Below are 21,198 nucleotides of genomic sequence, written 5' to 3'. Positions count from 1 at the left end.
AAGCCGGAGTCTCAGACTCCGGCTTTCACTTTCTTCGGAATTACGCCGCTTTCACAGCATCGGCAATACGGTGGGCGAATTCAGTCACCTGCGCTTCGTCTTCACCTTCAACCATCACACGAATTAACGGTTCGGTACCAGACTTACGCAGCAGGACGCGTCCACGGTTACCCAGCGCCGCTTCCACTTCCGCCATCACCGCTTTCACGTTTTCATGTTCCAGTGGATCGCCGCTACCTGCTGTGTATCGTACGTTAACCAGCAGCTGTGGGAACATTTTCATGCCGCTGCACAGGTCGTGCAAGCTCATATGGTTGCGTACCATCGCCGCCAGCACCTGCAGACCCGCCACGATACCGTCACCAGTGGTGGTTTTGTCCAGCAGGATCACATGACCTGAGTTTTCGGCACCGATACGCCAGCCTTTTTCCTGCATTTTTTCCAGCACATAGCGGTCGCCAACTTTTGCACGGGCAAACGGAATACCCAGCTGTTTCAGCGCCAGCTCGAGGCCCATGTTGCTCATCAGCGTACCTACCGCGCCACCGCGCAGCTGACCCTGACGCAGGGCTTCACGGGCGATGATGTACATGATCTGATCGCCATCGACCTTATTACCTTCGTGGTCAACCATAATGACACGGTCGCCATCGCCATCCAGCGCAATACCCAGATCGGCTTTTTCCGCAATCACGCGCGCCTGCAGAGCACGGACGTCGGTGGCGCCGACTTCTTCATTGATATTCACACCGTTTGGCTCACAGCCAATGGCAATCACGTTTGCACCCAGTTCACGCAGTACATTTGGCGCAATGTGGTACGTCGCACCGTTAGCGCAATCCACCACTATTTTAAGTTCATTCAGGCTCAGTTCGTTCGGGAAGGTGCCTTTGCAAAACTCGATATAGCGACCGGCAGCATCAACGATACGCGTGGCTTTACCCAGTTCAGCGGAATCCACGCAGGTGATCGCTTTTTCCATCTCGGCTTCAATGGCTTCTTCCACTGCATCCGGCAGTTTAGTCCCGTCGGTAGAGAAGAATTTAATCCCGTTGTCATAGTACGGGTTGTGCGAAGCGGAGATAACAATCCCGGCCTCAGCACGGAAGGCGCGCGTCAGATACGCAACGGCGGGTGTTGGCATTGGCCCTGTGAATGAGGCTGAGAGTCCGGCGGCAGCCAGGCCCGCTTCCAGCGCAGACTCCAGCATATAGCCGGAAATACGCGTATCTTTACCGATAATAATTTTACGTGAACCATGACGAGCAAGCACTTTCCCTGCAGCCCAGCCCAGCTTGAGCACAAAGTCAGGAGTAATTGGGGCATCGCCTACGCGACCGCGGATCCCATCAGTGCCAAAATATTTACGATTACTCATAGCGTTTTTTTTCCTTTGCAGACAATGTGGCTTCCACCACACGCATCGCTTCTACGGTTTCTTTGACGTCATGGACACGAACGATCTGCGCCCCCTGCATTGCGGCAATCACCGCGCACGCAAGGCTACCGCTCAGGCGTTCAGATGGCCCCACATTCAGTAACTGGCCAACCATTGATTTTCGTGACATCCCAACCAGCAATGGCAGATTAAAATGATGAAACTCAGACAAACGTGCCAGTAATGTGTAGTTGTGAGTGAGATTTTTACCGAATCCGAATCCGGGGTCGAGCAACAATTTATCTTTTGTGATTCCAGCCCGCTCGCAACGTGCTATTTGCTCAATAAAGTAATGGTTTACCTCAGCAAAAACATCCTCATACTTTGGCGCTTCCTGCATGGTTTTCGGCTGCCCCTGCATATGCATCAGGCAAACCGGTAATCCGGTCTCCGCTGCGGCTTCCAGCGCTCCAGGCTCCGAGAGTGAGCGAATATCATTGATGATATGCGCGCCAACTCTGGCGCATTCGCGAATCACTTCGGGTTTTGAGGTATCGACCGAAATCCACACTTCAAAACGCTGAGCAATCGCCTCGACCACTGGGATCACTCGCTGCAACTCTTCTTCCACGCTCACATCAGCCGCGCCCGGACGCGTGGACTCACCGCCCACATCAATGATAGTCGCCCCGGCGTTAATCATCAGGTTTGCGTGTTTTACCGCCTCAACCAGAGAGTTGTGCGCTCCACCATCGGAAAATGAGTCTGGCGTGACGTTCAAAATCCCCATGACGTGCGGATGGCTGAGATCCAGTGAAGAACCCTGAGCAAAGAGTTTCATAGTTTTATCCCTGGTAAAATCTTGAATATGCAGATAAGAAAAACCCCGGAGCAAGCCCCAGGGTTTTCAATTAAAACACGGTCATCATCAACGATAACTTATTTGTCGCCCAGTTGCTCTGACATAGTGCCAGAGTCCGGCGCACGCGGTTCATCAACCGGACGCGGTGCACTCGGCTTGCCGGTGCTGCCAGAGTTGTTGTTAGAAGAACCCGGTTCTTCCCAACCCGCTGGCGGACGCACGTCGCGGCGAGCCATTAGATCGTCAATCTGCGGCGCATCGATGGTCTCATATTTCATGAGCGCATCTTTCATCGAGTGCAGAATGTCCATGTTTTCGTTCAGCAAACGACGAGCACGGTCATAGTTACGCTCAATCAGCAGCTTAACTTCCTGATCGATAATGCGAGCGGTTTCATCGGACATGTGTTTCGCTTTCGCCACAGAACGTCCCAGGAACACTTCGCCTTCTTCTTCAGCGTACAGCAACGGACCGAGTTTATCGGAGAAGCCCCACTGAGTAACCATGTTACGCGCCAGGTTAGTCGCGACTTTAATGTCGTTCGACGCACCGGTAGAAACATGTTCAGCACCGTAGATGATCTCTTCCGCCAGACGGCCACCGTACAGTGTGGAGATCTGACTTTCCAGTTTCTGACGGCTGGCGCTGATTGCGTCGCCTTCAGGCAGGAAGAAGGTCACACCCAGCGCACGACCGCGCGGGATAATCGTTACTTTGTGCACCGGATCGTGTTCCGGTACCAGGCGACCGATAATCGCGTGGCCAGCTTCGTGATACGCGGTAGATTCTTTCTGCGCTTCCGTCATCACCATGGAGCGACGTTCCGCACCCATCATGATTTTGTCTTTCGCTTTTTCGAACTCAACCATCGACACTACGCGCTTGTTGCCACGAGCAGCAAACAGCGCCGCTTCGTTCACCAGGTTCGCGAGGTCCGCACCGGAGAAGCCAGGCGTGCCACGTGCAATGATTGCCGCATCGATATCCGGAGACAGCGGTACGCGACGCATATGCACTTTCAGGATCTGTTCACGACCGCGAACGTCTGGCAGACCAACCACAACCTGACGGTCGAAACGGCCTGGACGCAGCAGCGCAGGGTCAAGAACGTCCGGACGGTTAGTTGCTGCGATAACGATAATACCTTCGTTACCTTCGAAGCCGTCCATCTCAACCAGCATCTGGTTCAGCGTCTGTTCACGTTCATCGTGACCACCGCCCAGACCTGCGCCACGCTGGCGACCTACGGCGTCGATTTCATCGATGAAGATGATGCACGGTGCCGCTTTCTTGGCTTGTTCGAACATGTCACGCACACGAGATGCACCGACACCCACGAACATTTCCACGAAATCAGAACCGGAAATTGTGAAGAATGGAACCTTCGCTTCACCTGCGATAGCTTTCGCCAGCAGGGTTTTACCCGTACCCGGAGGACCAACCATCAGGACGCCTTTCGGGATTTTACCGCCCAGTTTCTGGAAACGGCTCGGTTCGCGCAGATACTCAACCAGCTCAGCGACTTCTTCTTTTGCTTCGTCACAACCCGCAACGTCAGCAAAAGTCGTTTTGATCTGATCTTCCGTTAGCATGCGCGCTTTGCTCTTGCCGAACGACATGGCACCTTTGCCACCACCGCCCTGCATCTGACGCATGAAGAAGATCCAGACACCAATCAGCAGCAGCATTGGGAACCAGGAAATGAAGATAGAAGCCAGCAGGCTCGGCTCTTCAGGTGGTTCGCCAACAACCTTGACGTTTTTGGTCAGCAGGTTATCAAGCAGCTTCGGATCGTTAACCGGGATGTAGGTCGTGTAACGGTTACTATCTTTCTTGGTAACGTTAATCTCACGTCCGTTGATCTTCGCTTCACGAACCTGGTCCTGATTGACCTCTTGCAGGAAGGTAGAGTAATCAACCTTACGGCCATTAGACTCGCTGGGCCCAAAGCTCTGGAATACTGACATCAGCACAACGGCAATGACCAGCCAGAGAATTAGGTTTTTCGCCATGTCACTCAAGGGATTAACCTCATATTACAACTGTGTTAAAAACAGCGTCAGGATACTCTATATCCAGTTTCTTTCAAACTTTCGTTTGAAATCTGCCGGTTATGGTTTACGCCCGGTCGCTACAATATACACTTCACGCGAACGGGCGCGAGAAGAGTCCGGCTTACGAACTTTGACCTTCGTAAACAGGGAGCGAATTTCTCTTAGATACTCATCGAAGCCTTCGCCCTGGAACACCTTCACTACAAAACTACCACCTGGCGCTAATACATCACGAGCCATTCCAAGCGCCAGCTCTACCAGATACATGGCCCGGGGAATATCCACCGCCGGTGTTCCACACATATTTGGCGCCATATCAGACATGACAACTTGTACTTTACTGTCACCTACGCGTTCAAGTAACGCTTTCAGGACTAATTCATCACGAAAGTCGCCCTGAAGGAAGTCCACACCAACGATTGGATCCATAGGTAAAAGATCGCAAGCGATAATGCGGCCGGTGTTACCGATCTGCGTAACTGCATATTGCGACCAGCCACCGGGTGCAGCACCGAGATCAACTATCGTCATCCCTGGTTTAAAAATTTTGTCACTTTGCTGTATTTCATCAAGTTTAAACCAGGCACGGGAACGTAACCCCTTTTTCTGCGCCTGTTGAACATATTTATCGCTAAAGTGTTCCTGAAGCCAGCGACTCGAGCTGGCAGAACGCTTTTTACCTGTCATTTCACATTCCCAAAGGGCAGTTCATCGTAACCAATGGTGTAAATTTCTACACAGCTATTTGGTGATATATGGGAGATGGCGGTAGAATGACCCGTTTTCAATCCCAACGTAAGCAAAAATATACGATGAATCTGAGTACTAAACAAAAACAGCACCTGAAAGGTCTGGCACATCCGCTCAAGCCTGTAGTTATGCTTGGCAATAATGGTTTGACCGAAGGGGTACTGGCCGAGATTGAACAAGCGTTAGAGCACCATGAACTTATCAAGGTGAAAATCGCCTCGGAAGATCGCGATACTAAAACCTTGATCGTGGAAGCTATCGTACGCGAAACCGGCGCCTGCAATGTACAGGTCATCGGCAAAACGCTGGTACTGTATCGCCCGACTAAAGAACGTAAAATCTCGCTGCCACGCTAAGAATATCCCAAAGTTGCACACGAAGTTTGTGTAAAACGCGGGGTTTTCCGCTAGCAGGAGAGCAAAATGCCACGCTCTCTTCGTTGATAAAAGGCCGCTATGCGGCCTTTTTCCTTTCTTTACAATGTATCAACATCTTAACCAAGATGCGAATTACAGGTATTCTACCTTCGTCACTTCATATTCCACTTCGCCGCCCGGCGTTTTGATAACTACGACGTCATCCTGCTCTTTACCGATCAGGCCACGAGCGATAGGCGAGTTCACTGAAATCAGGTTCTGTTTAAAATCGGCTTCATCATCGCCGACAATACGCCAGGTCTGCTCTTCATCGTTATCGAGATTCAGAACGGTAACCGTCGCACCGAAAACAACGCGGCCATTGTTCGGCATTTTAGTAACGTCGATTACCTGCGCGTTGGACAGTTTAGCTTCGATATCTTTAATGCGTCCTTCGCAGAAACCCTGCTGTTCGCGCGCCGCGTGATACTCCGCGTTCTCTTTCAGGTCACCGTGCTCACGCGCTTCAGCGATAGCGGCAATAATTTCAGGACGGCGCACAGATTTCAGAAAATCCAGCTCTTCGCGCAGTTTTTCAGCACCACGTAAGGTCATCGGGATAGCTTGCATTTGTTATACCTCTTGAACATTCCTGTAGGGGGTAGTTGCTCTCACCCCGGCTGCTAAGCCCACCCTGGCGTGTGTCATGCCAGAGTCAGAAGCAAAAAAATACCGACCCGGGGCTCAAGGTCCCAGGTCAGCTACAATTCTCTATTTGATGATCATTTTACCCTGGAGTTCCTTATGGGTCATCGTTTACTTTTTGGGGCGTTGCGCCGTAGTATGACGGCCTGTTTCCAGGTTGTTAGCGCGAGATTATGCGATTTTCCAGATTTACCATCGGATTGACTGCCAGTATAGCGTTCAGCGTTCAGGCTGCGAACGTCGACGAGTATATCAATCAGCTCCCTGCCGGGGCCAACCTCGCCCTTATGGTACAGAAGGTTGGCGCACCTGCACCCGCTATTGATTTTCATAGCCAGCAGATGGCGCTGCCCGCCAGTACCCAGAAAGTAATCACCGCGCTGGCGGCATTGATTCAGCTCGGGCCTGACTTTCGTTTTACCACCACGCTCGAGACCAAAGGCAGCGTGGAAGGCGGCGTATTGAAAGGTGACTTAGTGGCACGATTTGGTGCCGATCCGACGCTAAAACGCCAGGATATTCGCAATATGGTGGCAACCCTGAAAAAATCAGGTGTGACGCAAATTGCCGGAAATGTCCTGATCGACACCTCTATTTTTGCCAGTCATGATAAAGCGCCCGGCTGGCCCTGGAACGACATGACGCAGTGTTTTAGCGCACCGCCCGCAGCGGCTATTGTCGATAGAAACTGTTTCTCGGTTTCACTCTACAGCGCGCAAAAACCCAACGATCTCGCCTTTATTCGCGTGGCATCTTATTACCCGGTCACCATGTTCAGTCAGGTGCGAACTCTCGCCCGAGGTTCTGCGGAAGCGCAATATTGTGAACTGGATGTGGTTCCCGGTGATCTCAACCGCTATACGCTGACTGGATGCCTGCCACAACGTGCCGATCCGCTGCCGCTGGCGTTCGCCATTCAGGACGGTGCCAGCTATGCCGGGGCAATTATCAAAGATGAGCTAAAACAAGCAGGTATCACCTACAGCGGTACACTGCTGCGCCAGACGTTGGTCAACGAACCAGGAACGGTGGTCGCCAGTAAGCAGTCGGCACCGCTGCACGACCTGCTTAAGATTATGCTGAAAAAATCGGACAACATGATTGCCGATACCGTTTTCCGTATGATTGGTCATGCCCGATTTAACGTGCCGGGCACCTGGCGGGCGGGTTCTGACGCCGTGCGCCAGATTTTGCGTCAGCAGGCAGGCGTCGATATCGGCAACACTATTATTGCCGACGGTTCTGGCCTCTCCCGCCATAACCTGATTGCCCCAGCGACCATGATGCAGGTGCTGCAATATATCGCTCAACACGATAACGAGCTGAACTTTATCACTATGCTGCCGCTGGCGGGCCACGACGGCTCTCTGCAATACCGTGCGGGTCTGCATCAGGCTGGTGTGGATGGCAAAGTATCGGCGAAGACAGGCTCGCTGCAGGGGGTTTATAACCTCGCAGGTTTCATCACCACGGTAAGCGGCCAACGCATGGCATTCGTGCAGTATTTATCTGGTTATGCGGTAGAGCCAGCTGACCAGCGTAATCGCCGTATTCCGTTGGTGCGCTTCGAGAGCCGGTTGTACAAGGATATTTATCAGAACAACTAAATGGGTAATTTGATTGCCGGATGGCGGCATTAACGTGCCTTATCCGGCCTACAGTGAGACCTGGAAACAAAAACCCCGGCAACATGGCCGGGGTTTTTAATGCGATTAACGCTTGTAGATGAACTCAACGCCTTCTTCGTCGTCTTCGTCCCAATCGTCATCCCAGTCATCTTCCGCTTCGTCTTCGACTTCAGCGAGCTGCTGGCGGTGATAATCATCCCACATGAACTCAACTTTCTCTGGCTGTTTCGCTTCTTCAGCCTGAACAATCGGGTTCTCGATGATAAAGGTCATCACATCCCAGCAGAGATCTTTCACGCCCAGCTGGCTGGCGGCAGAGATCAGGTAATATTTACCTTCCCAACCCAACTCTTCGGCGATCGCTTTCGCTTTCTCTTCCGCTTCAGCCTTGTCCATCAAATCAATTTTGTTGAACACTAACCAGCGCGGTTTAGATGCCAAATCCTGACTGTATTTTTCCAGTTCGCCAATAATGATACGGGCGTTTTCAACTGGATCAGAGCCATCAATCGGATCGATATCGATGAGGTGAAGCAGTACACGGCAACGTTCCAGGTGTTTCAGGAAGCGGATGCCCAGGCCTGCGCCTTCAGCCGCGCCTTCAATCAGTCCCGGAATGTCGGCAACCACGAAGCTCTTTTCGTTGTCCATACGCACCACGCCCAGGCTCGGCACCAGGGTGGTAAACGGATAATCAGCGACTTTCGGCTTCGCCGCGGACACCGCACGGATAAACGTCGATTTCCCGGCGTTTGGCATGCCCAGCATACCCACGTCCGCCAGCAGCATCAGCTCCAGCATCAAATCGCGCTTATCACCCGGCGTACCCATTGTTTTCTGACGCGGAGTACGGTTAACCGAGGATTTGAAACGGGTGTTGCCCAGACCGTGCCAGCCACCTTTAGCGACCATCAGACGCTGACCGTGTTTGGTCATGTCGCCCATGGTTTCGCCCGTGCCCTGATCGATAACACGCGTACCAACAGGTACTTTAATGGTAACGTCTTTGCCACGCTTACCGGTGCAATCACGGCTCGCGCCATTCTGACCACGTTCCGCACGGAATGATTTTTCAAAACGGTAATCGATCAGTGTGTTCAGGTTTTCGTCGGCTTCCAGCCAAACGTCACCACCGTCACCACCATCACCACCGTCCGGACCGCCTTTTGGGATGTACTTTTCGCGGCGGAAGCTGACGCAACCATTACCGCCATCACCTGCAACGACCAGAATCGATGCTTCATCAACAAACTTCATTTTACTCTCCGTAAATCATTCGCCTGAGCGGGGTTGCGAAACCACCGTTTCATGCTTACGTAAACCGCCCCAAATTCGATGACCAATGGCGGAATACATCGCGCCCGCAACCACGATAAACGCACCGAGATAACCTAATAGGTTTAGCATCGGTCTGGCGAAGAAATCGGGCCAGGCCAGTGATAATAAATCTGAAAATAACAACGTAAACAGCGGTGTGAGCGTGATAAGAGCGCTCACCTGCGCCGCCTGCCAACGCGCCATCGCTTCCGCGAGAGCGCCATATCCTACCAGCGTATTCAGGCCGCAGAATATCAGGCATGCCAGTTGCCAGTCGCTGAGCTGCGTGATGACACCGGGTTTAGCCAGCGGCAACAACGCGATCGTACATAAAGTGTACAGTAAAAACAGGATCTGCGGTGATGCCAGGCGGCGCAATAACACCTTTTGCGCGACCCCATAGCTCACCCAGACCATCGCCGCACCGACACCAAAGATAACGCCCCAGGTGTAATCGGTGAGTCGGGTAAAAATTTCGATCAGACTGGTATTAAAAAACAGGACCAGGCCGCTCAGAAGCATAATGGCGCCAATCACCTGCGTGCCGCGCATCTTTTCTTTCAGGATAAAGACGCTGGCGATCATCATACCAACCGGTGACAGCTGACCGATAACCTGCGAAGCCGTTGGGCTCAAATACTGCAAGGATGAACTAAACAGAATGAAGTTACCGAACAGCCCACCGGTTGCGATAGCCAGCAACACCAGCCAACGCGCTTTGCGAAAAATACGCAACGGAGGGAGCTTTTTTTTAACCGCAAGAATAGCGCCAAGACCAACGCTTGCCATTAAAAAACGGTAGAACACCACGGTAGGAGGCTCCATCACCTCCAGCACTTGCTTCATTGCTATTGGCAAAGCGCCCCAACATACTGCCGTTGTGAGTGCTAACAGAATACCAATGCCTGCCTGCTGCTTCATGCCGTATTCCCTGCAAGGGCTCGTTTCCGGGTTGTCACGGCGCGACGAGCGTATTTACCGGCCGTCGAATGTAAAAAGCCCCGCAACGTGTTGCGGGGCTTTTATCCGTTACCGGGACGCGAAAAACTTATTCAGCAACGATGCTGATGAATTTACGGTTTTTCGGGCCTTTCACTTCAAATTTCACTTTACCGTCTGCTTTAGCAAACAGAGTGTGGTCTTTGCCGCAACCAACGTTAGAGCCAGCGTGGAATTTAGTACCACGTTGACGAACGATGATGCTACCAGCCAGAACTGTTTCACCGCCGAAGCGTTTTACGCCCAGACGTTTAGCTTCTGAATCGCGACCGTTACGAGTCGAGCCGCCAGCCTTTTTATGTGCCATTTAATCTGCTCCCCTTAACTTAAGCGCTGATGCCAGTGATTTTCACATCAGTGAACCACTGACGATGGCCCTGCTGCTTACGGTAGTGTTTACGACGACGAAACTTAACAATTTTAACTTTCTCGCCACGACCGTGAGCAACGACTTCAGCTTTGATAACGCCGCCATCAACGAAAGGAACGCCGATTTTGACTTCTTCACCGTTTGCGATCATCAGAACTTCTGCGAATTCAACAGATTCGCCAGTTGCGATGTCCAGCTTTTCCAGGCGAACGGTCTGACCTTCGCTTACTCGGTGTTGTTTACCACCACTTTGGAAAACCGCGTACATAAAAAACTCCGCTTCCGCGCACACCTTTTTGATGATTCAGAGTGCGCTATAAATATTCACAATAGGGCGCGAATATTACGCAAAACGCGAGCCTTTGACAAGTGCTACCGTCAATACATGAAGAAAAAAAACACAACACGTACGGTAACGTTTATCTACGGCGTTTTTTCAGTACAATCAGCATATATTTATAACCCTAAACCCGACGTTACCTTCCCACACAGTAAGGTAATCGGGGCGAGAAGCCCGGCTTTTGCGATGAATTTAGAAAAAATCAATGAGTTAACCGCGCAAGATATGGCGGGGGTCAATGCGACAATCCTTGAACAGCTCAATTCCGACGTTCAGTTGATTAATCAACTGGGGTACTACATCGTTAGCGGCGGCGGAAAACGCATTCGCCCAATGATCGCCGTCCTCGCAGCGCGGGCCGTTGGCTACCAGGAAAATGCGCACGTTACGATTGCGGCCCTCATCGAGTTTATCCACACAGCGACCCTGCTGCACGACGATGTTGTGGATGAGTCAGACATGCGCCGTGGGAAAGCTACGGCAAATGCGGCGTTTGGTAATGCGGCCAGCGTGCTGGTTGGCGATTTTATCTATACCCGTGCATTTCAGATGATGACCAGCCTTGGCTCGTTGAAAGTGCTGGAAGTCATGTCGAAAGCAGTCAACGTCATTGCCGAAGGTGAAGTCTTGCAGTTGATGAACGTCAACGACCCGGACATCACCGAAGAAAACTATATGCGCGTCATCTACAGTAAGACCGCGCGTTTGTTTGAAGCGGCAGCCCAATGTTCAGGTATTCTGGCTGGCTGTAGCGAAGAACAAGAAAAAGGGTTGCAGGATTATGGCCGTTATCTCGGTACCGCTTTCCAGTTAATTGACGATTTGCTGGATTACAGCGCAGATGGCGAGCAGCTGGGTAAAAACGTCGGTGATGACCTCAACGAGGGTAAACCAACGCTACCACTGCTGCATGCCATGCGCCACGGCACCCCAGAACAAGCGCTAATGATCCGCCAGGCCATTGAGCAAGGTAATGGTCGTCACCTTCTGGAACCGGTTCTGGAAGCGATGAACGCCTGTGGTTCTCTGGAATGGACCCGTCAGCGGGCAGAAGAAGAGGCTGATAAAGCCATCGCTGCGCTGCAGGTGCTGCCCGATACACCGTGGAGAGAAGCGCTGATTGGTCTGGCACATATTGCCGTACAGCGCGATCGTTAATTCCCTACAGCATCCTCCCTCATCCCGTGCCTTGCACGGGATTTTCTTATAAGTTCCTGTAAGCATTTACCCCTTCCAGATAATCACGCATAACCTTGGCATATTCTGAATATACACACACTTTACATGAACATTTTAGAACATTCATTCTTCGGGCGTTATAGTGTCGGCACAACCGATCGTGAAACCGTAAGCCGTTAACCAAAGGAGAGATGAATTGATGGAAAGCAAGCTGATTGACTGGCATCCGGCCGACATCATCGCCGGACTGCGCAAGAAAGGGACCTCAATGGCCGCTGAATCACGTAAAAATGGATTGAGTTCATCAACGCTGGCCAATGCGTTAACGAGACCATGGCCAAAAGGTGAGTTGATTATCGCCCGGGCACTGGGAACTGACCCCTGGGTGATTTGGCCGTCACGCTATCACGATGCCAAAACGCATGAGTTCATCGACAGAACGCGGATGATGAGGAGTCGCAGAGAGAAAAAGAATCCGGAATGAACATTGAGCTGTAACCCCCGGCCAACTGAACTGGGGGTTACAAGAGACGTTGACGATTACTCGCCTTTCACGCGCTCAATGTTTGCGCCCAGCGCACGCAGTTTATCTTCGATGCGCTCATAGCCGCGATCGATGTGATAAATACGGTCGACTACCGTAGTACCTTCAGCAATACACCCTGCCAGCACCAGGCTTGCAGATGCGCGCAGATCGGTCGCCATAACCTGTGCGCCAGAGAGCGTTTCCACGCCGTGGCAAATCACGGTATTGCTTTCGATTTCTGCGTGAGCGCCCATACGGCTCAGCTCAGGAACGTGCATAAAGCGGTTCTCAAACACGGTTTCCGTGATGAAGCCGGTCCCTTCAGCTACCAGGTTCAGCAACGTGAACTGGGCCTGCATGTCGGTAGGGAACGCCGGATGCGGTGCAGTACGCACATTGACCGCTTTCGGACGTTTACCGTGCATATCAAGGCTGATCCAATCATCACCCACTTCAATATCCGCACCCGCATCACGCAGCTTCGCCAGAACGGCATCCAGCGTGTCCGGCTGTGCATTACGGCAGATAATTTTGCCGCGAGAAATTGCCGCCGCCACCAGGAAAGTACCGGTTTCGATACGATCTGGCAGAACGCGATAAACACCACCGCCAAGACGCTCAACGCCTTCGATGGTAATACGATCGGTGCCCTGACCCGTGATCTTCGCGCCCAGCGCAATCAGGAAGTTCGCGGTATCCACAATCTCCGGCTCGCGCGCAGCGTTTTCGATGATGGTGGTGCCTTCGGCAAGCGTTGCTGCGCACATGATGGTGACCGTCGCGCCGACGCTCACTTTGTCCATGACGATATGCGCGCCTTTCAGACGGCCATCAACGGACGCCTTCACATAGCCTTCTTCCAGCTTAATTGTCGCGCCTAACTGCTCCAGACCGGTAATGTGCAGGTCAACCGGACGCGCGCCAATGGTACAGCCACCCGGCAGTGAAACCTGGCCCTGACCAAAGCGGGCAACCAGCGGCCCGAGCGCCCAAATGGATGCACGCATGGTTTTCACCAAATCGTACGGCGCACAGAAGACGTTCACATCACGCGCATCGATGTGCACAGAACCATTACGCTCAACTTTCGCACCCAGCTGGCTCAGCAGCTTCATTGATGTGTCAACGTCCTTCAGTTTCGGGACGTTTTGGATCTCTACAGGTTCTTCAGCCAGCAGCGCCGCAAACAGGATCGGCAGTGCGGCGTTTTTAGCGCCTGAAATTGTGACTTCGCCCTGGAGCTTAGTTGGCCCCTGAACACGAAATTTATCCATTATTCTGTTCTCTGTTAAGAATTTATCTTCGCTACCGGCACATCACCCGTAGCTCAAAAACCGTTAAGTTTGCGATCGCGCGCCCATTCCGCTGGGGTAAACGCCTTAATCGACACGGCATGAATGCGGTTGTCCGCAATGTACTCCATCAACGGGCCATAGACCGATTGCTGCTTCTTGACCCGGCTCATGCCTTCAAACATCTCACCCACGGCAATAACCTGAAAGTGACTGCCGTCGCCAGAAACGTGGACTTCCTGGAGGGAGAGTGCATTCATCAGCACGCTCTGAATTTCATTATTTTCCATGGGCTCTTCATTCGTCAGATAGTGAAAACAGCCCAACATCTTAGAGCAAAGTGGCGCTGTCATAAATAAGCAAAAAGCCTCGCTGATAAATCAGACAAGGCTTTAGTGGCAGATCCCCCTCAGGGGTTTTGCCGGATAGCGGCACAAGACCTTATCCGGCCTGGAAAAATTAACGCGGAAGGACGTCGTCAGGCAGATTGTAAAGCTGCGCCAGCGTGTACACTTTATCGTTAACACCAGTGAGTGAAACGCTGTTTCCCTGCTGCTTGCCCTGATTAATCAGATGCAACAGTAACGCCAGACCGCCGGTATCTACCCGGGATACCTGGTTCAGGTCGATGCAGGATACCCCTTTCATCGCCTCAATTCGCGCATCCCATAATGGGTTTAACACGTCCTGATCCAGCTCCCCCACCAGCACCAGCTTGTCGCCTTCACGCGTCCAGGTGAGTGACTGCGTCATTATTTTTTCTCTTCCAGCGTGATTTTCTGCTGAGCAATAGATTTCAGCTGCGCCGTCAGGCCATCAATACCTTTGGTACGCAGCAGGTCGCTCCACTCATTTTGTTTGGTGGTGATCATACTTACGCCTTCAGCAATCATGTCATAAGCCTGCCAGTTACCGGTCTGGGAGTTTTTACGCCACTGGAAATCCAAACGTACCGGAGGACGACCGTTTGGATCGATGATGGTTACGCGGATAGGCACGATGGTCGCATCACCCAGCGGTTGCTCTGGTGCAATTTCATAAGTCTGGCCATGGTACATCGCCAGAGCCTGGCCGTAGGCCTGCTTCAGATATTCACGAAATGCGGCAAAATAGGCTTCACGCTGAGCAGGGGTCGCATCTTTGTAGTAGCGACCCAGTACCAGCGCACCCGCATATTTAACCTGCACGTATGGCAACAGTTCCTGATCGACAACCTGGCGCAGGTAATCCGGGTTTGCGCGGATTTTAGGTTGTTCATTCTTCAGACGGTCAAATGTCTTCTGCGCCGCCTCATTCATCTGTTTGTACGGGTTCGTTTGGTCGGCTGCAGTTGCTGCGCTAAGCGGGGCAATCACCAGCATAGCCACCATCATCAATCGTTTAAACATACGTCGATTCTCCTGAGATTATTTCGTTGCGCCCGCAGGCGTAGTGGCTTCATTATTGCCGTCAGTTGCGGCTGGCGCATCGCCAGAATTCTTATTGTCATCACCTTTACTGTTGCTGTTGTAAAGGAACTGACCAATCATATCTTCCAGCACCATCGCGGATTTCGTGTCCTGAATCGTACCGCCATCTTTGAGGATAGACGTTCCCAGCTCAGGATCTTCAAAACCCACATTCAATGCCAGATACTGTTCGCCCAGCAGACCGGAAGTACGGATGCTCAGAGAACTGGTGTCAGGAATATGGTTAAAACGCGATTCGATTTCCAGCGTCACGCGCGGCAGGTACGTTTTCGGATCTAACGAGATGTCCGATACGCGTCCAACTACCACCCCGCCAATCCGCACCGGAGAACGCTCTCTCAGGCCGCCGATATTATCAAAGGTCGCATAAATCGTGTAAGTCGGCTCAGTACGCATTGAGGTAACGTTCGCCGCCTTCAGGCAAACAAACAGCGCTGCCAGCAGCGCAACCAGCAGGAATAACCCGACCCAAATTTCATTTTTTTTCGTTTGCATGAACTCAATTCCCAAACATCAGTGCGGTCAGCACAAAATCCAGCCCCAGAACGGCAAGAGAGGCGTGCACAACGGTGCGTGTCGTTGCCCGGCTAATCCCGGCAGAGGTCGGGATCGCATCATAACCATTGAACAATGCAATCCAGGTGACCGTAATGGCGAACACCACGCTCTTAATCAGACAGTTAACCAGGTCCAGACGCCAGTCGACGGCATTTTGCATAGCCGACCAGAAGAAGCCTGCATCAATACCCTTCCAGCTTACGCCAACCAGTGAACCACCCCAGATACCCACTGCGACAAAAATAATCGTCAGCAGCGGCAATGAAATGACGCCAGCCCAAAAACGTGGGGAAATCACCCGGCGCAGTGGATCGACGGCCATCATCTCCAGACTGGAAAGCTGTTCGGTCGCCCGCATCAGGCCAATTTCTGCGGTTAAGGCCGACCCGGCCCGCCCGGCAAACAGCAGCGCCGCAACAACCGGTCCCAACTCACGTAACAATGACAGTGCCACCAGCATACCGAGGCTGGTTTCCGCGCTGTAGGTGGTCAGCACCAGGTATCCCTGCAACCCCAGCACCATACCGATGAACACGCCAGAAACAATAATGATCAGCATCGATAAGACACCGACATTATAGAGCTGGCGGATCAGCAGCGGCGCATGTTTGCGAAACTCCGGCTTGCCGACAACCGCATTGAACAACATTAATCCGGCTCGCCCGAACGTCCTGAGGGTTTTTATTCCCCGATGTCCGAGTGATGCCAGCGCATTTAACAACATGGGTGGCTTAACTCCCTGTTTTGAGTAAATCGATGTGGTAGTCGCCCGCCGGGTAACGGAACGGAACCGGTCCATCGGCAATGCCGTCAAGGAACTGGCGTACGCGCGGATCGGCATTTTCTTGTAGTGCCTGAGCACTACCGTAGGCCACTATTTTTTTGTCCGCCATTATATAGGCGTAATCCGCAATACTCAGTACCTCAGGCACATCATGGGATACCACCACACAGGTGACGCCCAGCGCGCTGTTCAGTTCTGAAATCAGCTTCACCAGAACGCCCATGGTGATGGGATCCTGGCCGACGAACGGCTCATCAAACATGATGAGGTCTGGCTCCAGCGCGATAGCACGTGCTAACGCGGCGCGACGCGCCATCCCACCGGATAATTCAGAAGGCATTAATTTGGCCGCACCCCGCAGGCCGACGGCCTCGAGCTTCATCATCACCGTGCTCTTCAGCAACGGCGCTGGCAACGTCGTATGCTCGCGCAGAGGGTACGCGACGTTGTCAAACACATTCATGTCGGTAAATAGCGCACCAGACTGAAACAGCATACTCATGCGCTTACGCACGGTAAATAAACGCGAACGGGACATGGCCGGGACGTTCTCACCGTCAAACAGGATCTCGCCCTTATCCGGGGGGATCTGTCCGCCAATCAGACGCAACAGCGTCGTTTTGCCGATGCCTGATGGCCCCATGATCGCCGTCACCTTACCGCGCGGTACCGTCAGGGAAATATTATCAAAGATGCAGCGGTCACCCCGGGAAAAGCTGACATCGCGCATATCGACTAGATTCGCCACAGACTGCCCCATTGATTCATCCTTTACTATTGCCTCGTTGATCGAAGAGTTTGGCGCTCAATTTAGCCATGAACTCAACATATTTACAGATTATTGCCTGTCCTGGTTAGCGAAAGCTGGCATTTGTTTTACTTTTTAGCCGCATAAAGTCAAAATTAAGACTTCGTTACGGCTTCCAGAAGATCCTTCAAGTGGACCGGCGAGTATACCTGAAGAAAGGACTTTAGATGCTTTTAGCGACGGCGCTGTTAATAATTGGTTTACTTCTGGTGGTCTACGGTGCCGACCGTCTGGTATTTGCTGCATCCATTTTATGTCGAAACTTCGGTATTCCTCCCATTATCATCGGAATGACCGTGGTCAGCATGGGTACGTCGTTACCCGAGATAATTGTCTCCGTTGCCGCATCGATGAATGGGCAACTCGATCTGGCTGTCGGGACCGCTATAGGTTCTAACATCACCAACATTCTGCTTATTTTAGGCCTGTCGGCGCTGATTCATCCTTTTACCGTGCATTCTGATGTTCTGCGTCGTGAATTACCGCTAATGTTGCTGGTAAGTATTTTAGCTGCATCCGTCCTGTATGACGGGCAGTTAAGCCGCAGCGACGGTTTCTTTCTTCTGCTTCTGGCCGTGCTATGGCTGCTATTCATTGTTAAAATCGCCCGTCTGGCCGAGCGACAAGGCAATGACAGCCTGACACGTGAGCAGATAGCTGAGCTGCCGCGCGAAGGCGGATTACCGGTCGCATTTTTGTGGTTGGGCATTGCGCTGATTATCATGCCAATGGCAACACGTATGGTGGTGGATAACGCTACCGTACTGGCGAACTATTTCGCCATGAGCGAACTTACTATCGGGCTGACAGTGGTCGCCATTGGTACCAGCCTGCCTGAGCTGGCAACAGCGATTGCGGGTCTGCGTAAAGGTGAAAACGATATTGCCGTCGGTAACATTATCGGCGCAAACATTTTTAATATCGTTATCGTCCTCGGGCTACCGGCGCTGATTACGCCGGGTGAAGTCAATCCGATGGCCTTCACCCGTGACTATAGCGTCATGCTGCTGGTGAGCGTGATTTTTGCACTACTCTGCTGGCGACGTCCGCGCCAGATTGGTCGCGGCGCAGGTGCGCTGCTGACCGGCGGTTTTATCATATGGCTGGCGATGCTGTATTGGTTATCGCCACTTCTCGTTGGATAACTGGAAACGCATTATGTCGCACTTAGAGTTGCAACCGGGTTTTGACTTTCAGCAAGCAGGCAAGGAAGTCCTGGCAATTGAACGTGAAGGCCTGGCGGAGCTTGATCAGTACATCAACCAAAATTTTACCCTCGCATGCGAGAAAATATTCAGCTGCCCGGGCAAAGTGGTGGTGATGGGAATGGGGAAATCCGGCCATATTGGGCGGAAAATGGCAGCCACATTTGCCAGCACCGGCACCCCCTCATTTTTTGTACACCCAGGCGAAGCCGCACATGGCGATCTGGGTATGGTCTCGCCGCAGGATGTGGTCATCGCCATCTCTAACTCCGGTGAATCCAATGAGATAGCGGCGCTGATCCCGGTATTAAAACGTCTTCATGTACCGCTTATCTGCATGACCGGTCGTCCTGAAAGCAGTATGGCGCGTGCGGCAGATGTGCATCTGTGTGTTAAAGTGCCCAAGGAAGCTTGTCCGTTAGGCCTGGCGCCGACCAGCAGTACGACAGCAACACTGGTGATGGGCGATGCCCTAGCGGTGGCATTATTAAAAGCGCGCGGCTTTACCGCGGAAGATTTTGCGTTGTCTCATCCCGGTGGCGCACTGGGCCGTAAGCTTTTACTGCGCGTTAACGATATTATGCATACGGGCGACGAGATCCCGCATGTGACCAAAAACGCCAGCCTGCGTGACGCCTTAATTGAGATCACGCGTAAAAATCTCGGCATGACCGTCATTTGCGATGATGCCATGAAGATTGACGGTATTTTCACCGATGGCGATTTACGTCGTGTCTTCGATATGGGCGTTGATGTACGCCAGTTAGGCATTGCCGATGTGATGACCCCTGGAGGCATTCGCGTGCGTCCGGGTATTCTTGCCGTCGATGCCCTGAACTTAATGCAGTCCCGCCATATCACCTCGGTAATGGTTGCTGATGGCGACCAATTACTCGGTGTGTTACATATGCATGATCTGCTGCGTGCAGGTGTAGTGTAAGAAACTCAAGGATAACGAAAATGAGTAAAGCAGGTGCGTCGCTTGCGACCTGTTATGGACCCGTCAGCGCAGACGTTATCACCCGGGCAGAAAACATCCGTTTGCTGATCCTGGATGTGGATGGCGTACTGTCTGATGGTCTGATTTATATGGGCAACAACGGTGAAGAGCTGAAGGCTTTTAACGTCCGTGATGGTTACGGAATTCGCTGTGCGCTCACTTCCGGTATTGAGGTTGCCATTATTACCGGACGAAAGGCTAAACTTGTAGAAGATCGCTGTGCCACTTTGGGGATCACCCACCTGTATCAGGGACAGTCAGACAAACTGGTTGCCTTTGGCGATCTCATTAGCAAACTGGCGATCGCGCCGGAGAATGTCGCCTACGTTGGCGATGACCTGATCGACTGGCCGGTGATGGCTAAAGTGGGATTAAGCGTCGCGGTGGCAGATGCCCACCCTTTGCTGATCCCGCGAGCTGATTATGTCACCCACATTGATGGGGGACGTGGCGCTGTGCGTGAAGTCTGCGATTTATTACTCCTGGCGCAGGGCAAACTGGACGAGGCCAAAGGGCAATCGATATGAGCAAAACCAGACGTTGGGTTATCATTCTACTGTCGCTGGCTGTCCTTGTGATGATTGGTATTAATCTGGCAGACAAAGATGACACCACTCAGGTCGTCGTCAATAACAACGAGCCAACCTATAAGAGCGAACATACTGATACCGTCGTGTATAGTCCGGAAGGCGCGCTGAGCTATCACTTGATCGCACAACACGTTGAATATTATTCGGAACAAGCGGTTTCGTGGTTTACTCAACCAGTATTAACCACGTTTGATAAGGATAAAGTACCGACCTGGACGATCAAGGCCGACAAAGCCAAATTGACCAACGATCGGATGCTGTATCTGTACGGCCATGTTGAGGTTAACGCCCTGGTGCCTGACTCTCAACTACGCAGAATTACGACCGATAACGCGCAGATTAACCTGGTGACACAAGACGTCACTTCCGATGATCTGGTGACGTTGTATGGCACAACATTTAACTCCAGCGGACTGAAGATGCGCGGCAACTTACGCAGCAAGAACGCCGAGCTGATTGAAAAGGTTAGAACCTCATATGAAATCCAAAACAAACAAACTCAGCCTTAATCTTGTACTTGCCAGCTCACTTCTGGCCGCCAGCATTCCGGCATTTGCCGTCACCGGCGATACCGAGCAGCCGATTCACATTGAATCGGACCAGCAGTCCCTGGATATGCAGGGCAACGTGGTGACGTTTACTGGCAACGTGATTGTGACTCAGGGCACCATCAAAATTAACGCCGATAAAGTCGTCGTGACCCGCCCTGGCGGTGAAGACGGCAAAGAAGTGATTGATGGCTATGGCAATCCAGCGACGTTTTACCAGATGCAGGACAACGGTAAACCGGTTAAAGGCCACGCCTCTCAGATGCACTATGAACTGGCGAAAGACTTTGTCGTTCTCACCGGCAAGGCGTATCTGGAACAGCTCGATAGCAACATCACGGGCGATAAGATCACTTATCTGGTAAAAGAGCAGAAAATGCAGGCCTTCAGCGATAAAGGCAAACGCGTCACCACCGTTCTGGTTCCATCGCAGTTGCAGGACAAAAACAAGGCTCCGGCAGAGAAAAAAGGTAACTGATT

At 52.2% G+C, this 21,198-nt stretch carries 25 protein-coding genes; 9 read left to right on the top strand and 16 right to left on the bottom strand.

Features of this window, described 5'->3' with window-relative positions:
- Nucleotides 1–40 precede the first annotated feature (40 nt).
- The 4 genes from glmM to rlmE form a co-directional block, all read right to left on the bottom strand.
- On the bottom strand, nucleotides 41–1,378 hold the full coding sequence (glmM, locus tag OGY68_RS12165; protein ID WP_008785919.1) for a phosphoglucosamine mutase: 1,338 nt from the start codon (nucleotides 1,376–1,378) through the stop codon (nucleotides 41–43).
- Nucleotides 1,371–2,219 carry a dihydropteroate synthase gene (gene folP / locus OGY68_RS12160; protein WP_057067625.1) on the bottom strand — a complete coding sequence of 283 codons (849 nt, stop codon included), beginning with the start codon at nucleotides 2,217–2,219 and terminating at the stop codon, nucleotides 1,371–1,373. The genes glmM and folP overlap by 8 nt, the downstream gene beginning before the upstream one ends.
- A 98-nt stretch (nucleotides 2,220–2,317) precedes the next feature.
- Nucleotides 2,318–4,252 carry an ATP-dependent zinc metalloprotease FtsH gene (gene ftsH, locus OGY68_RS12155; protein WP_003025013.1) on the bottom strand — a complete coding sequence of 645 codons (1,935 nt, stop codon included), beginning with the start codon at nucleotides 4,250–4,252 and terminating at the stop codon, nucleotides 2,318–2,320.
- 99 nt (nucleotides 4,253–4,351) lie between these two features.
- Entirely contained in the window at nucleotides 4,352–4,981 is a 630-nt protein-coding gene (gene rlmE / locus OGY68_RS12150; RefSeq protein WP_003025015.1) for a 23S rRNA (uridine(2552)-2'-O)-methyltransferase RlmE, read from the bottom strand.
- A gap of 125 nt (nucleotides 4,982–5,106) precedes the next feature.
- Here rlmE and yhbY point away from each other — a divergent pair, with 125 nt between their 5' ends.
- A complete protein-coding gene (gene yhbY / locus OGY68_RS12145) occupies nucleotides 5,107–5,400 on the top strand; it encodes a ribosome assembly RNA-binding protein YhbY (protein WP_003025016.1) in 294 nt (97 codons plus the stop codon).
- A 153-nt stretch (nucleotides 5,401–5,553) separates the two neighbouring features.
- On the opposite strand, the gene greA is transcribed toward yhbY, so the two are convergent.
- On the bottom strand, nucleotides 5,554–6,030 hold the full coding sequence (gene greA / locus OGY68_RS12140) for a transcription elongation factor GreA (protein ID WP_003025019.1): 477 nt from the start codon (nucleotides 6,028–6,030) through the stop codon (nucleotides 5,554–5,556).
- Nucleotides 6,031–6,278: 248 nt separating this feature from the next.
- Here greA and dacB point away from each other — a divergent pair, with 248 nt between their 5' ends.
- Entirely contained in the window at nucleotides 6,279–7,712 is a 1,434-nt protein-coding gene (dacB, locus tag OGY68_RS12135) for a serine-type D-Ala-D-Ala carboxypeptidase (RefSeq protein WP_057067624.1), read from the top strand.
- A gap of 105 nt (nucleotides 7,713–7,817) precedes the next feature.
- Here dacB and cgtA read toward each other — a convergent pair whose 3' ends face one another.
- The 4 genes from cgtA to rplU all read right to left on the bottom strand — a co-directional run bounded on the left by cgtA (nucleotide 7,818) and on the right by rplU (nucleotide 10,687).
- On the bottom strand, nucleotides 7,818–8,990 hold the full coding sequence (cgtA, locus tag OGY68_RS12130) for an Obg family GTPase CgtA (protein ID WP_057067623.1): 1,173 nt from the start codon (nucleotides 8,988–8,990) through the stop codon (nucleotides 7,818–7,820).
- Between the two features lie 15 nt (nucleotides 8,991–9,005).
- Nucleotides 9,006–9,971, bottom strand: a complete 966-nt coding sequence (locus tag OGY68_RS12125) for a DMT family transporter (RefSeq protein ID WP_008785922.1) — start codon at nucleotides 9,969–9,971, stop codon at nucleotides 9,006–9,008.
- Nucleotides 9,972–10,098: 127 nt separating this feature from the next.
- The gene (gene rpmA, locus OGY68_RS12120) at nucleotides 10,099–10,356 is read right to left on the bottom strand and encodes a 50S ribosomal protein L27 (protein WP_003025030.1); all 258 of its coding nucleotides are present in this window, start codon (nucleotides 10,354–10,356) and stop codon (nucleotides 10,099–10,101) included.
- 19 nt (nucleotides 10,357–10,375) lie between these two features.
- Nucleotides 10,376–10,687: a 50S ribosomal protein L21 gene (gene rplU, locus OGY68_RS12115; protein WP_003025032.1), complete on the bottom strand. Its 312-nt coding sequence runs from the start codon at nucleotides 10,685–10,687 to the stop codon at nucleotides 10,376–10,378.
- 258 nt (nucleotides 10,688–10,945) lie between these two features.
- Here rplU and ispB point away from each other — a divergent pair, with 258 nt between their 5' ends.
- Both ispB and sfsB read left to right on the top strand, forming a co-directional pair.
- Complete coding sequence (ispB, locus tag OGY68_RS12110) at nucleotides 10,946–11,917, top strand: octaprenyl diphosphate synthase (protein ID WP_003839953.1); 972 nt, start codon at nucleotides 10,946–10,948, stop codon at nucleotides 11,915–11,917.
- A 220-nt stretch (nucleotides 11,918–12,137) separates the two neighbouring features.
- Nucleotides 12,138–12,422, top strand: coding sequence for a DNA-binding transcriptional regulator SfsB (gene sfsB, locus OGY68_RS12105; RefSeq protein WP_003025035.1), 285 nt, complete (start codon nucleotides 12,138–12,140; stop codon nucleotides 12,420–12,422).
- A gap of 56 nt (nucleotides 12,423–12,478) precedes the next feature.
- Here sfsB and murA read toward each other — a convergent pair whose 3' ends face one another.
- The 7 genes from murA to mlaF form a co-directional block, all read right to left on the bottom strand.
- Nucleotides 12,479–13,738, bottom strand: a complete 1,260-nt coding sequence (murA, locus tag OGY68_RS12100; RefSeq protein WP_003839949.1) for a UDP-N-acetylglucosamine 1-carboxyvinyltransferase — start codon at nucleotides 13,736–13,738, stop codon at nucleotides 12,479–12,481.
- A gap of 53 nt (nucleotides 13,739–13,791) precedes the next feature.
- Complete coding sequence (gene ibaG / locus OGY68_RS12095) at nucleotides 13,792–14,046, bottom strand: BolA family iron metabolism protein IbaG (RefSeq protein WP_003025040.1); 255 nt, start codon at nucleotides 14,044–14,046, stop codon at nucleotides 13,792–13,794.
- 169 nt (nucleotides 14,047–14,215) lie between these two features.
- Complete coding sequence (gene mlaB, locus OGY68_RS12090; RefSeq protein WP_003025045.1) at nucleotides 14,216–14,509, bottom strand: lipid asymmetry maintenance protein MlaB; 294 nt, start codon at nucleotides 14,507–14,509, stop codon at nucleotides 14,216–14,218.
- Complete coding sequence (gene mlaC / locus OGY68_RS12085) at nucleotides 14,509–15,144, bottom strand: phospholipid-binding protein MlaC (protein WP_008785928.1); 636 nt, start codon at nucleotides 15,142–15,144, stop codon at nucleotides 14,509–14,511. Before mlaC ends, mlaB begins: the two co-directional genes overlap by 1 nt.
- An 18-nt stretch (nucleotides 15,145–15,162) precedes the next feature.
- Complete coding sequence (gene mlaD, locus OGY68_RS12080) at nucleotides 15,163–15,720, bottom strand: outer membrane lipid asymmetry maintenance protein MlaD (RefSeq protein ID WP_003828747.1); 558 nt, start codon at nucleotides 15,718–15,720, stop codon at nucleotides 15,163–15,165.
- 4 nt (nucleotides 15,721–15,724) lie between these two features.
- Nucleotides 15,725–16,507 carry a lipid asymmetry maintenance ABC transporter permease subunit MlaE gene (gene mlaE, locus OGY68_RS12075; RefSeq protein ID WP_003025053.1) on the bottom strand — a complete coding sequence of 261 codons (783 nt, stop codon included), beginning with the start codon at nucleotides 16,505–16,507 and terminating at the stop codon, nucleotides 15,725–15,727.
- 7 nt (nucleotides 16,508–16,514) lie between these two features.
- Nucleotides 16,515–17,327, bottom strand: a complete 813-nt coding sequence (gene mlaF / locus OGY68_RS12070; RefSeq protein ID WP_003828749.1) for a phospholipid ABC transporter ATP-binding protein MlaF — start codon at nucleotides 17,325–17,327, stop codon at nucleotides 16,515–16,517.
- A gap of 215 nt (nucleotides 17,328–17,542) precedes the next feature.
- Between mlaF and OGY68_RS12065 the strand changes: the two genes are divergently transcribed.
- The 5 genes from OGY68_RS12065 to lptA are packed head-to-tail and all read left to right on the top strand — an operon-like array spanning nucleotide 17,543 to nucleotide 21,196.
- The gene (locus OGY68_RS12065; RefSeq protein ID WP_003828751.1) at nucleotides 17,543–18,520 is read left to right on the top strand and encodes a calcium/sodium antiporter; all 978 of its coding nucleotides are present in this window, start codon (nucleotides 17,543–17,545) and stop codon (nucleotides 18,518–18,520) included.
- Nucleotides 18,521–18,533: 13 nt separating this feature from the next.
- Nucleotides 18,534–19,520, top strand: a complete 987-nt coding sequence (gene kdsD / locus OGY68_RS12060; protein ID WP_003025063.1) for an arabinose-5-phosphate isomerase KdsD — start codon at nucleotides 18,534–18,536, stop codon at nucleotides 19,518–19,520.
- 20 nt (nucleotides 19,521–19,540) lie between these two features.
- Nucleotides 19,541–20,107, top strand: a complete 567-nt coding sequence (gene kdsC / locus OGY68_RS12055) for a 3-deoxy-manno-octulosonate-8-phosphatase KdsC (RefSeq protein ID WP_057067622.1) — start codon at nucleotides 19,541–19,543, stop codon at nucleotides 20,105–20,107.
- Nucleotides 20,104–20,679, top strand: coding sequence for an LPS export ABC transporter periplasmic protein LptC (gene lptC, locus OGY68_RS12050; RefSeq protein WP_008785932.1), 576 nt, complete (start codon nucleotides 20,104–20,106; stop codon nucleotides 20,677–20,679). The genes kdsC and lptC overlap by 4 nt, the downstream gene beginning before the upstream one ends.
- Nucleotides 20,648–21,196 carry a lipopolysaccharide ABC transporter substrate-binding protein LptA gene (lptA, locus tag OGY68_RS12045; RefSeq protein ID WP_003828759.1) on the top strand — a complete coding sequence of 183 codons (549 nt, stop codon included), beginning with the start codon at nucleotides 20,648–20,650 and terminating at the stop codon, nucleotides 21,194–21,196. The genes lptC and lptA overlap by 32 nt, the downstream gene beginning before the upstream one ends.
- Nucleotides 21,197–21,198: the final 2 nt, after the last annotated feature.

Source organism: Citrobacter sp. Cpo065, from assembly GCF_030332805.1.
GTDB lineage: Bacteria > Pseudomonadota > Gammaproteobacteria > Enterobacterales > Enterobacteriaceae > Citrobacter > Citrobacter portucalensis.
Note: the sequence above shows the minus strand (reverse complement) of the source record. Positions and strands in the feature narration are given on the sequence as shown.

Coding starts and splice junctions, on each gene's coding strand:
- mlaD (WP_003828747.1), bottom strand. CDS start 15,720: ATGCAAACGAAAAAAAATGAAATTTGGGTCGGGTTATTCCTGCTGGTT.
- rpmA (WP_003025030.1), bottom strand. CDS start 10,356: ATGGCACATAAAAAGGCTGGCGGCTCGACTCGTAACGGTCGCGATTCA.
- rplU (WP_003025032.1), bottom strand. CDS start 10,687: ATGTACGCGGTTTTCCAAAGTGGTGGTAAACAACACCGAGTAAGCGAA.
- glmM (WP_008785919.1), bottom strand. CDS start 1,378: ATGAGTAATCGTAAATATTTTGGCACTGATGGGATCCGCGGTCGCGTA.
- dacB (WP_057067624.1), top strand. CDS start 6,279: ATGCGATTTTCCAGATTTACCATCGGATTGACTGCCAGTATAGCGTTC.
- mlaF (WP_003828749.1), bottom strand. CDS start 17,327: ATGGGGCAGTCTGTGGCGAATCTAGTCGATATGCGCGATGTCAGCTTT.
- ibaG (WP_003025040.1), bottom strand. CDS start 14,046: ATGGAAAATAATGAAATTCAGAGCGTGCTGATGAATGCACTCTCCCTC.
- yhbY (WP_003025016.1), top strand. CDS start 5,107: ATGAATCTGAGTACTAAACAAAAACAGCACCTGAAAGGTCTGGCACAT.
- OGY68_RS12065 (WP_003828751.1), top strand. CDS start 17,543: ATGCTTTTAGCGACGGCGCTGTTAATAATTGGTTTACTTCTGGTGGTC.
- lptC (WP_008785932.1), top strand. CDS start 20,104: ATGAGCAAAACCAGACGTTGGGTTATCATTCTACTGTCGCTGGCTGTC.
- ftsH (WP_003025013.1), bottom strand. CDS start 4,252: ATGGCGAAAAACCTAATTCTCTGGCTGGTCATTGCCGTTGTGCTGATG.
- kdsC (WP_057067622.1), top strand. CDS start 19,541: ATGAGTAAAGCAGGTGCGTCGCTTGCGACCTGTTATGGACCCGTCAGC.
- OGY68_RS12125 (WP_008785922.1), bottom strand. CDS start 9,971: ATGAAGCAGCAGGCAGGCATTGGTATTCTGTTAGCACTCACAACGGCA.
- kdsD (WP_003025063.1), top strand. CDS start 18,534: ATGTCGCACTTAGAGTTGCAACCGGGTTTTGACTTTCAGCAAGCAGGC.
- lptA (WP_003828759.1), top strand. CDS start 20,648: ATGAAATCCAAAACAAACAAACTCAGCCTTAATCTTGTACTTGCCAGC.
- cgtA (WP_057067623.1), bottom strand. CDS start 8,990: ATGAAGTTTGTTGATGAAGCATCGATTCTGGTCGTTGCAGGTGATGGC.
- mlaB (WP_003025045.1), bottom strand. CDS start 14,509: ATGACGCAGTCACTCACCTGGACGCGTGAAGGCGACAAGCTGGTGCTG.
- mlaE (WP_003025053.1), bottom strand. CDS start 16,507: ATGTTGTTAAATGCGCTGGCATCACTCGGACATCGGGGAATAAAAACC.
- greA (WP_003025019.1), bottom strand. CDS start 6,030: ATGCAAGCTATCCCGATGACCTTACGTGGTGCTGAAAAACTGCGCGAA.
- folP (WP_057067625.1), bottom strand. CDS start 2,219: ATGAAACTCTTTGCTCAGGGTTCTTCACTGGATCTCAGCCATCCGCAC.
- murA (WP_003839949.1), bottom strand. CDS start 13,738: ATGGATAAATTTCGTGTTCAGGGGCCAACTAAGCTCCAGGGCGAAGTC.
- mlaC (WP_008785928.1), bottom strand. CDS start 15,144: ATGTTTAAACGATTGATGATGGTGGCTATGCTGGTGATTGCCCCGCTT.
- sfsB (WP_003025035.1), top strand. CDS start 12,138: ATGGAAAGCAAGCTGATTGACTGGCATCCGGCCGACATCATCGCCGGA.
- rlmE (WP_003025015.1), bottom strand. CDS start 4,981: ATGACAGGTAAAAAGCGTTCTGCCAGCTCGAGTCGCTGGCTTCAGGAA.
- ispB (WP_003839953.1), top strand. CDS start 10,946: ATGAATTTAGAAAAAATCAATGAGTTAACCGCGCAAGATATGGCGGGG.